The 9,401-nt window shown below is 45.9% G+C and carries 11 protein-coding genes and 1 rRNA gene; 1 reads left to right on the top strand and 11 read right to left on the bottom strand.

What is annotated here, in order from left to right:
* Positions 1-22 precede the first annotated feature (22 nt).
* The gene (gene metG / locus IRJ25_RS14725) at positions 23-1,984 is read right to left on the bottom strand and encodes a methionine--tRNA ligase (protein ID WP_012727741.1); all 1,962 of its coding nucleotides are present in this window, start codon (positions 1,982-1,984) and stop codon (positions 23-25) included.
* 331 nt (positions 1,985-2,315) lie between these two features.
* On the opposite strand from metG, the gene IRJ25_RS14730 reads away from it, so the two are divergent.
* A complete protein-coding gene (locus IRJ25_RS14730; RefSeq protein ID WP_012727742.1) occupies positions 2,316-2,609 on the top strand; it encodes an AbrB/MazE/SpoVT family DNA-binding domain-containing protein in 294 nt (97 codons plus the stop codon).
* A gap of 16 nt (positions 2,610-2,625) precedes the next feature.
* Here IRJ25_RS14730 and rsmI read toward each other — a convergent pair whose 3' ends face one another.
* The 10 genes from rsmI to rrf form a co-directional block, all read right to left on the bottom strand.
* Positions 2,626-3,495: a 16S rRNA (cytidine(1402)-2'-O)-methyltransferase gene (rsmI, locus tag IRJ25_RS14735; RefSeq protein ID WP_269318567.1), complete on the bottom strand. Its 870-nt coding sequence runs from the start codon at positions 3,493-3,495 to the stop codon at positions 2,626-2,628.
* Positions 3,467-3,745 carry a GIY-YIG nuclease family protein gene (locus IRJ25_RS14740; protein ID WP_012727744.1) on the bottom strand — a complete coding sequence of 93 codons (279 nt, stop codon included), beginning with the start codon at positions 3,743-3,745 and terminating at the stop codon, positions 3,467-3,469. The genes rsmI and IRJ25_RS14740 overlap by 29 nt, the downstream gene beginning before the upstream one ends.
* Positions 3,738-4,475, bottom strand: coding sequence for a tRNA1(Val) (adenine(37)-N6)-methyltransferase (locus IRJ25_RS14745; protein WP_214686170.1), 738 nt, complete (start codon positions 4,473-4,475; stop codon positions 3,738-3,740). Before IRJ25_RS14745 ends, IRJ25_RS14740 begins: the two co-directional genes overlap by 8 nt.
* A gap of 60 nt (positions 4,476-4,535) precedes the next feature.
* Positions 4,536-4,871, bottom strand: a complete 336-nt coding sequence (yabA, locus tag IRJ25_RS14750; protein WP_012727746.1) for a DNA replication initiation control protein YabA — start codon at positions 4,869-4,871, stop codon at positions 4,536-4,538.
* Positions 4,872-4,894: 23 nt separating this feature from the next.
* A complete protein-coding gene (locus tag IRJ25_RS14755; protein ID WP_074035285.1) occupies positions 4,895-5,725 on the bottom strand; it encodes a PSP1 domain-containing protein in 831 nt (276 codons plus the stop codon).
* A 6-nt stretch (positions 5,726-5,731) separates the two neighbouring features.
* Positions 5,732-6,724: a DNA polymerase III subunit delta' gene (locus IRJ25_RS14760; protein ID WP_078145937.1), complete on the bottom strand. Its 993-nt coding sequence runs from the start codon at positions 6,722-6,724 to the stop codon at positions 5,732-5,734.
* A gap of 14 nt (positions 6,725-6,738) precedes the next feature.
* Complete coding sequence (locus tag IRJ25_RS14765) at positions 6,739-7,068, bottom strand: cyclic-di-AMP receptor (protein WP_031421800.1); 330 nt, start codon at positions 7,066-7,068, stop codon at positions 6,739-6,741.
* Positions 7,068-7,706, bottom strand: coding sequence for a dTMP kinase (gene tmk / locus IRJ25_RS14770; RefSeq protein ID WP_159563180.1), 639 nt, complete (start codon positions 7,704-7,706; stop codon positions 7,068-7,070). The genes IRJ25_RS14765 and tmk overlap by 1 nt, the downstream gene beginning before the upstream one ends.
* Positions 7,707-7,709: 3 nt before the next feature.
* Entirely contained in the window at positions 7,710-9,128 is a 1,419-nt protein-coding gene (locus IRJ25_RS14775) for an aminotransferase class I/II-fold pyridoxal phosphate-dependent enzyme (protein WP_264093397.1), read from the bottom strand.
* Positions 9,129-9,201: 73 nt separating this feature from the next.
* Positions 9,202-9,318: ribosomal RNA gene (gene rrf / locus IRJ25_RS14780) — 5S ribosomal RNA — on the bottom strand.
* Between the last annotated feature and the right edge of the window lie 83 nt (positions 9,319-9,401).

Below are 9,401 nucleotides of genomic sequence, written 5' to 3' on the forward strand. Positions count from 1 at the left end.
GACCGCGGTCTCCCCCATTCCATTATTTGACGATGGCACCGTTCGGCATCTGGTCTGAGACCGTCGCGAGCTCTAGTTTCCCGTCACGATCTGCCGCTAGAATCATCCCTTGCGAGAGTTCTCCACGGAGCTTGACTGGTTTCAAGTTTGCGACAACGATGACTTTCTTGCCAACCAAATCTTCAGGGGCATACCATTCAGCGATACCAGACACGATTTGACGCGTCTCTTTCCCAAGGTCGACTTGAAGTTTCAACAGTTTCTTCGCTTTTTTAATCTTATCGGCTTCGACGATTTGACCGACACGGAATTCGACTTGGTCGAAGACATCAATCGTGATTTCAGGACGAATGTCTTCGTCAGCTTCTTCTACTGATGCCGTCTCCGTCTCTTCAATCCGTGCTTTAGACGCCTGACGCATCATTTCTTGGATTGCATCGACTTCTTCTTTCACATCACGACGTGGGAAAATCGGTGTCCCGTCCGTCACAACTGCGTCACTAAAGTCTGCGAATGTATCCAACGCCTCCCATGACATGTCCTCTCCCTCGAGTCCGAGCTGACGGAACATCTCTTTTGGAGCGCGCGTCATGAATGGTTGAATCATGATGGCAACATGACGAAGTACGCCCGCAAGATGTGTCATGACAGAAGCCAGCTCCTCGCGCTTCGACTCCTCTTTCACGAGAACCCATGGTTGTGTCTCATCGATATATTTATTCGCACGGCTGACGAGTTGCCAAATGTTTGTGAGTGCGACCGAAAACTCCATGTGCTCCATGGCTTCTTCTGTTTTGCGTGTCGTCTCTTTCACCACGTTCAACAATTCTGCATCAAATGCCGTGACATTTCCGTTATATGCCGGAATGTTTCCGTCGAAGTACTTTTTAATCATCGCAATGGTGCGATTCAATAAGTTTCCGAGGTCGTTCGCTAAATCAAAGTTCAAACGGTCAACGAACGCTTCCGGCGTGAACGTGCCATCCGCTCCGAATGGAACTTCACGGAGAAGGTAATAGCGGACCGAGTCGAGGCCGTAACGGTCAATCAATGGAATCGGGTCCACGACGTTCCCTTTCGATTTCGACATCTTCCCATCCTTCATGAGCAACCATCCGTGCGCAAATACTTGCTTCGGTAATGGAAGGTCAAGCGCCATTAAGAGGGCTGGCCAAATGATCGTATGGAAACGTACGATTTCTTTCCCTACCAAATGAACGTCTGCTGGCCAGTAACGGTTGAAGAGTTCATCGTTGTCTGTGCCGTATCCGAGTGATGAGATATAGTTTGTGAGCGCATCGACCCATACGTACACGACGTGCTTCGGGTTCGATGGAACTTGTACGCCCCAGTCAAATGTCGTACGTGATACAGCCAAATCTTGAAGACCTGGCTTTAAGAAGTTATTGATCATCTCGGTTTTACGAGATTCTGGCAAAATAAAATCAGGATGTGACTCAAAATATTCAATCAAGCGGTCCGCGTATTTACTGAGGCGGAAGAAGTAGCACTCCTCACGAACGAGTTCGACCGGATGTCCACTGTCAGGACTTTTTCCATCGACGAGCTGCGATTCAGTGTAGTATGTCTCATCCGGTACGGAATACCATCCTTCGTACTCACCGAGGTAGATGTCCCCATTTTTAAGTAATGTCTCGAAAACATGCTCGACCACTTTCTTATGACGGTCCTCTGTCGTACGGATGTAGTCATCGTACGAGATTTCAAGACGGTCCCATAAGACCTTGATCTCTTCCACGACTTCATCCACGAAAGCTTGTGGTGTCACGCCTGCTTCTTTCGCTTTTTCTTGAATCTTTTGACCGTGCTCATCCGTTCCTGTCAAATAACGGACATCAAAACCTTTTAAGCGTTTGTAGCGCGCAATCGCATCACCTGCTACCGTGGTATATGCGTGACCGATGTGCAGTTTTGCACTCGGATAATAAATTGGGGTTGTAATATAAAAAGTCGGCTTCGCCATGATTTATTCTCCATCCTTTCGACATTTGCAATTTCCATTATACACGGTTCGACAAAAGAATTTCCAAACCTAATTGTTTGGAATTTTTTTGCGTTTTCTTCGTCATAAATGTTCCAAAAATACCCTTTCTTTGTTTCAAGTTCAAACTTACGGGGAAATTTAGGTATATATCGTTCTTGATTCGACAAATTTCGAAAATTTACTTTTCCAGATAGTAAGCAGTTGACTACAATTGGAAAGTTTAGTATGCTTTTTGCTGTAGTCACATTGTCGAATTTTGACGATTCATGTCACCACGAGATTTCGACATCATTGGAGGAGGAAACACAAAATGAAATCTACAGGTATTGTACGTAAGGTTGATGAGCTTGGTCGTGTCGTTATTCCAATCGAATTGCGTCGTACACTCGGTATCGCAGAGAAAGATGCTCTCGAGATTTACGTCGACAACGATCAAATCGTTTTGAAAAAATATAAGCCAAACATGACTTGCCAAGTTACAGGCGAAGTATCAGATGATAACTTCAAATTGGCAGACGGCAAACTCATCTTGTCACCAGAAGGTGCACAACGTGTTCTCGTTGAGTTGAAGAACATGCTCGAAAATTACTACAGCGAAGAGTAAGCAAGGATTTCCTTGCTTACTCTTTTTTATGCAATTGATGATACGTATCGTATACATCATTCCGAGACTCGCCGCGGTCTTTCGCAGTCTGTTTGATTGCCGCGTTTGGTTTCAGCCCTTCTTCGATATAGTGAACCACGTGCTCGTATGCAGATAGTGTTTCCCACCATGTTGTCGTAGGTGCCGCCTCTGTCGCTCCACTCACCAAGACGACAAACTCACCACGAACTTCACCCTCACACCATGTCAACGCCTCATCCACAGTTCCTCTCAAAAACTCTTCAAACGTTTTTGTCAGTTCACGACCTAATACGATTTGTCGATTCCCGAACACTTGTCGAATCGCTGTCAACATCTCTTTCAAACGATGAGGAGCCTCATAAAAAATGACGGTGCCCGGTTCGTATTGAATCGATTCGAGAACCTCAACCCGATCCTTCTTCTTACGCGGCAAGAAACCGTAATAGAGAAAACGTTCAGTTGCAAGACCGGATGCGACGAGTGCCGTGAGTGCTGCATTCGCACCGGGTAAGACGACAACCGGGATGTTTTCCTCAATGGCTAATCGCACGAGATCGCTTCCCGGGTCTGAGATTCCAGGCATACCTGCATCTGAGACAACGGCAATCGATTTCCCTGACAACAGATCGTCAATCAGTCTTGGACCACTCACTTCTTTATTGTGTTCATGATAGCTAATCAATTTTGTCGCAATGTCAAAGTGTCGGCAAAGCTTCATCGTTTGTCGTGTGTCTTCCGCTGCGATTAAGTCTACTTCCTGAAGGGTTCGTACCGCGCGATACGTCATATCCTCCAAGTTTCCAATTGGGGTCGGCACGACATACAACGTCGGTTGTTCAGTTTGATAGCTCTTCTGTGAATTCATTGGTCGTCCCCTCCATCAACTTCTCTTTTTGTGCTCGGGTCAATTGCTTGATGGACCATTCGTATCGCATGGCCTCCCGCTTCGTCTCAAACGATTGTACGTACCGAAGTCGTACAGGGAGACGAGCTTTCGTATATTTCGCACCTTTCCCGGCATTATGTGCAAGGAGTCGCTTTTCCACGTCTGTCGTATAGCCCGTGTAGTACGTTCCATCACCGCATTCCAAGATGTACGTATAATGTTTAGGCATCGAGAATAGCTCGCATCGCTTCTGTATACGTATCGTCTTCTTCATAGACAACAAATGGCGGTAAAATTTTAAGACCTGCTTTTCCATCTTTCGATCCCTCGATTAATAAGGTATTCGCCTCGCGTCCCGCTTTCGGGTAAACGAGTTGCATTCGTTTTGGTTCAATTCGATACGCACGCATCAACGTCAGGATATCAAGTAAACGTTCTGGCCGATGTACGAACGCCACTTTCCCTCCCGGTTTGACGAGTTGACTGGCCGTCCTGATGCAATCTTCCAGCGTGCACAGCACTTCATGGCGCGCAATCGTATGATGCTCATTTTGATTTCGGAGTGACGTCTCGTTCGCTAAAAAGTAGGGCGGGTTACAAGTGACTACGTCATATCGTGCATGCCCGAGCTGCGTCGCTGCCGTTTTCACATCGCCCTCCACCACTCGAATTCGCTCTTCAAGACGATTGACCGCCATGCTTCGATTCGCCATGTCGACCAGTTTCGATTGAATCTCCACACCTGTTATCGTTCCTTTTGTACGATATGACAAAAAGAGCGGGATTGCCCCGGTGCCAGCACACAAATCGACCAGTTGTCCTTTTTGGATAGGCACCCATACAAACTCTGCAAGCAGTACCGCATCTAATGAAAATGAGAACACATCATCACTTTGAATGATTTTACCTGGACGTCCGAGCAAATCATCAAGGCGTTCTCCATCCTTAACCGTTACCATCGTTTCCTCCTTCTATAAAAGAAAGGCGACGGATAGGGAACCCCTATCTATCGCCCCGTATTAATGTTTATTGAGCATCGACAAACAGAAGAGACAGTCCCCATCTTTTCGTACCTGTCCGTAATGGAGGTTACAAATGTGGAATCCTTCTTGATACAGCGCAGCCAAATTGTTCTGCCCTTTCCCAGACAAAGCGATTTGTGAATCACCATTTGTCGTATCAACTTCTGCCAATTGTTCGACTTTTTCGCGTAAGTGATGATTCTCTAGATACATATGCTGGTTCTCTTCAAGCAAATAAGCGAGCTGCTCTTTTAACACGCCTAAATGTTCGGTGAGGAGCTGCATCTGTTGCTCGATCGCATCCACCCGCATCATCACTTCTTTTTTGTCCATTCTTTCCACTGCTCAGCACCCCATCACTGTTTTGACGGTTTTCGTTTAATCGCACCCACTTCAACGAGTTCATCAATCGTATACGTGACGACACGCGTCCGATCGTGGAGCTCGACTTGAATGAGTTGGTCCAAAATGTTAAGACCGATTACCCGACCATCACCTTCTGGAATTTTGATTCGCTTGCCGACGTCTGGTAAATCACGTTTCAGTTCTTCATATGTGTCATTCTCATATTTCAAACAGCACATCAGACGACCACATACTCCAGAGATCTTATTCGGATTCAACGAGAGATTCTGGTCTTTGGCCATTTTGATCGAGACCGGTTCGAATTCCCCAAGAAATGACGAGCAGCAAAGAACCCGACCACATGGCCCAATCCCGCTAAGGAGTTTCGCTTCATCACGAACACCGATTTGTCGGAGCTCGATTCGTGTCCGAAACACACTAGCTAAGTCTTTTACCAATTCTCGAAAGTCGACGCGACCCTCGGCAGTAAAATAAAAGATCACTTTATTGCGATCAAATGTATACTCAACATCAACTAGCTTCATTTCTAATTGATGTTCTCGAATTTTTTCTTCACAGACGGCGTGAGCATCAACGGCTGCCAGTCGATTATCGCGTACGATATCCGCATCCTTTTGGTCCGCGACACGAAGGATTGTCTTCAACGGCAGGACGACTTCGTCTTCGCCGAGCTGCTTGTTGACTTGGACGATTTCCCCATACTCAATGCCACGTACCGTTTCAACGATGACATGGTCCCCACGTTTAAGCGTTGCATCGCCTGGTGAAAAGTAATAGATTTTTCCCGCTTCTTTAAAACGGACTCCAACTACTTCAAGCACGCGCTTCTATCCTTTCTGCAAATCGAACGAAAGTCGTTCGAACGTTAATTGAGGATTGACGTTTGCCTCAAGTCGCCAAATGGCCGCATGTACACTTTCAATCGCATGTGTAAGCTTCGTGACAGATCGATTTTGGATAAATGCGTTGTACAAGGCGGCCTCATTCTTAAATAGCTTCGGAGCATACATATCTCGCACTTTTAAATGAAGTGCCTCCTCTAGCCAATGTTCGAATAATTCAAGACCGACTCGCAACTCATTCCGTCCTTTGAAATGCCCTAACCATTTTTCTTGTGCGAACAAGAGCAACTCTTGAGGTCGTTTCGTCAATACTTCAATTAATTGTACCACTAGCCCATACGCCTGTACAAACCACTCCTGCTCAAGCGCTTCTTTCGCGTCATCCCATTTCGGATAAACGGTCAAGGCAAGGTATGCCAAATCATACGTACAGGACAGTTCTTCTGACATCGTTTGCGCCAATTGGGCTCGGTCGATTGGACGAAAAGCAAGTTGTTGCGCGCGCGAACGAATCGTCGGAAGAAGCAACTGTGGTTGTGTCGTCACTAAAATAGCAAGCTTTCCTACTCCCGGTTCTTCAAAGAATTTCAGTAGACTGTTTGCCGCTTGAGTCGTCATCTTGTGCGCTTGATGAATGACGTACACTTGGCGATCACCTTCAGCACCTCGTAGTGATAAATCACTGAGCAATTGCTGAATCTGTTCTTTTTTTATACTCGCACCGTCCGGCTCCACTTCGATGTAGTCGACAATGTTTTTAGAATCCATACGCCGACAGTTTCGACACACTCCACAAGGCTCTGCACCATCTGGTGATTCACAAAATAAGGCTTTGGCGAACAATGTGGCTGTATCAATCAAATAAGGCTCATAATCTCCTGAGAAGATATACGCATGCCCCACTTTATTCGAAACGATTGAATTTTGAATGATGCGAGAAACGACAGTTTGCGACTCGCTCAATTCTTGAAAACGCATATGCCCAACTCCCATTAAAACTGATGGAATCCTTCGATCGGCAAGACGAATACCGTCGCCCCTCCGACTTGTACTTCGACTGGGTAAGGAATATACGAATCCGCATGTCCTCCCATCGGTGAAATCGGCGTGATCATTTGGTCGCGGCTCGAGCAGTTCGATTGAATCACGTCCATCAAATCATCAAGACGCTCTTGTGGAATCCCCATCATAAACGTTGTATTACCTTCTTTTAAAAATCCACCCGTCGTGGCTAATTTTGTCGCGCGGAAATCTTGCTCGACGAGTGCGTCGGACAAACGTGCGCTATCCTTATCATGTACGATTGCAATTACCATTTTCATCATATTTGTACGCCTCCTTGTTGTAGTCGTTCAATTGTATAATCAAGTACCTCATCTTGAATGCATTCAATCGATTGATCAGCATCAATCCGAACGATTCGTTCTGGATACTGTTTCAGTAATGTTTGGAATCCTGCATAGACACGCTCATGGAATGCTTGATCACGACTCTCAATTCGATCAAGCTGTCCCCGATCTTTCATACGTGCACTTGCCCGTTCCGGGTTTAAATCAAATAAAAAGGTTAGATCGGGTGTGAGACCATTCGTTGCCCATTCATTTAATGAGCGAATCTGATCAAGGTCATACTGCAATCCATATCCTTGATAAGCAATGGATGCATCGATGAACCGGTCGCAGAGGACAATCGCGCCCCGCTCTAACGCTGGACGAATCACTTGTTCCACGTTCTGTGCCCGTGACGCGGCATAGAGCATCATCTCCACGCGTGGGGTCATCTCATGATGATCCGGCGATAATAACACTTCGCGAATCTGATTCCCGACCGTTGTTCCTCCGGGTTCTCGGGTCACGACAATGTCATATCCTTTTTGCTTTAAGTTTTCTACTAATAATTGAAGCTGTGTGGACTTTCCTGATCCATCAGGTCCTTCAACCGTTATAAACATTCCGTTCACGTTTTAAAACTCCTCTACAATAACGTCAATTTGCTCTATCATAACATGCTTACTAGCTTGAAGCTTCCTCCCTAAAGAAATCCATTCCCGGAGCACACGGATTTTTTCTTCTGTAATACGCTCTCCTTTTAGAATCCATGGAATACCTGGTGGGTATGGAATCACCGTCTCTGCTGAAATCAATCCAATTGCTTGGTCGAAAAAAACTCGCTGCATTGGAAGAGCTGTTACAGACGTATATAGTTCAGACACGCGCTCGGTTTGTGGAAATGGGAAAATCGTTTCATCGTCTTCAATGATCGGCACATGGGTAGATGCTTTTTTTATTAATTTGATCCAATGCTCGATTTCCTGTTTCTCTATTTCCCTTAATGGCAAGCAGAATAACACATGATCGACTGCCGCCAACTCGATGTCTATGCCGATTGAGGCGAGATGCTGACTAAAGATCAATCCATTCTTTGGATAAGTCAGAATCGTCACCTTCGTAAAGTCATCTCCGACTTTTATAACAAAACCAGCTCGTTTTAATTCAAGAACAAATTGTGCATGGCTTTTTTGGATAGCAGACCATTCCTCATCCGTTAAACGTTCTAGATAAGAACGAGCATAATCCAATGAAGCCATGATGAGATAAGACGGACTCGAGGTCTGGAAAGAGGCTAATGCATGCTTCAAACGCGCTTCATCGATATTATCATTATAGTGAACCCAAGCCCCCATGGTTAAGGCAGGCAATGTTTTATGCGCGGACTGTACGACTGCGCTCGCTCCTTCGAAGATTGCAGAGCGACGTGGCAACTGTGGATGAATTAAATGAGCGCCGTGTGCTTCATCGACAAGCAATGGAATGTCTAATAGTGTCAAATAGTCTGAAATCGTTCGAATGTCTGCCATATCCCCGTAATAGGTTGGAGACGTCAACATGACGGCTCTCCCTCCAGGAAATTCTTGAATGGCCTGTTTAATCGTATCTAATGTTACGACCGTCGGGATACCTGTGCCGCGTTCAATGGTAGGCGTTAGTAACACTGGCTTTAATCCTAACCACTCGATCGCGTTCCAAATCGATTTATGTGAGTTCCGTTGAACATATACCCGTTCACCACGTTTCACTGTTGCCGCGAGCATACTCCAATTTCCGACAGTCGATCCGTTGACAAGCCATTTACTTTTACTCTCATACAACTTACCCAATGCACATTCTGCTTGCTCAATGATTCCCGAGGCATCGTGCAAATCGTCTAAATGTGCTAGCTCAGTCAAATCGTAAGGCATGACTTTTGCGAATGCATCAGGTAAGCGATCATCAACCACTGTACCATTATGATGACCTGGTACGTGGAAAGAGACGCGGTGTTCACGAACATGCTGTTCCAGAACCTCTAAAAATGTAAACGGATTTTCCCGAGCAGGAGCCATCTGTTATTCCTCCTAAACTATAAAAAATATGAAAAAAGACGATCAAGCATATGCTTGATCGTCTTCTGCGTTGGCCTGGCAACGTCCTATCCTCACAGGGGGAGATCCCCCAACTACTTTCGGCGCTGAGACGCTTAACTTCCGTGTTCGGCATGGGAACGGGTGTGGCCGTCTCGCTATCGCCACCAGACTCTACAGGGCTTGTTCCCTGAAAACTGAGGATTCATCAACACAAACCATTAGACTAGATCAAAGCCTCGACCGATTAGTATC

Source organism: Exiguobacterium sp. KJ 601 (genome assembly GCF_027161185.1).
In the GTDB taxonomy this organism is placed as follows: Bacteria; Bacillota; Bacilli; order Exiguobacteriales; family Exiguobacteriaceae; genus Exiguobacterium; species Exiguobacterium profundum.

Bases quoted from the DNA above. Each gene is read 5' to 3' on its own strand.
- IRJ25_RS14745 (WP_214686170.1), bottom strand. From the start codon at position 4,475: ATGGTAACGGTTAAGGATGGAGAACGCCTTGATGATTTGCTCGGACGT.
- rsmI (WP_269318567.1), bottom strand. From the start codon at position 3,495: ATGAATTCACAGAAGAGCTATCAAACTGAACAACCGACGTTGTATGTC.
- IRJ25_RS14730 (WP_012727742.1), top strand. From the start codon at position 2,316: ATGAAATCTACAGGTATTGTACGTAAGGTTGATGAGCTTGGTCGTGTC.
- IRJ25_RS14775 (WP_264093397.1), bottom strand. From the start codon at position 9,128: ATGGCTCCTGCTCGGGAAAATCCGTTTACATTTTTAGAGGTTCTGGAA.
- IRJ25_RS14740 (WP_012727744.1), bottom strand. From the start codon at position 3,745: ATGCCTAAACATTATACGTACATCTTGGAATGCGGTGATGGAACGTAC.
- IRJ25_RS14760 (WP_078145937.1), bottom strand. From the start codon at position 6,724: ATGCGTTTTCAAGAATTGAGCGAGTCGCAAACTGTCGTTTCTCGCATC.
- yabA (WP_012727746.1), bottom strand. From the start codon at position 4,871: ATGGACAAAAAAGAAGTGATGATGCGGGTGGATGCGATCGAGCAACAG.
- IRJ25_RS14765 (WP_031421800.1), bottom strand. From the start codon at position 7,068: ATGAAAATGGTAATTGCAATCGTACATGATAAGGATAGCGCACGTTTG.
- metG (WP_012727741.1), bottom strand. From the start codon at position 1,984: ATGGCGAAGCCGACTTTTTATATTACAACCCCAATTTATTATCCGAGT.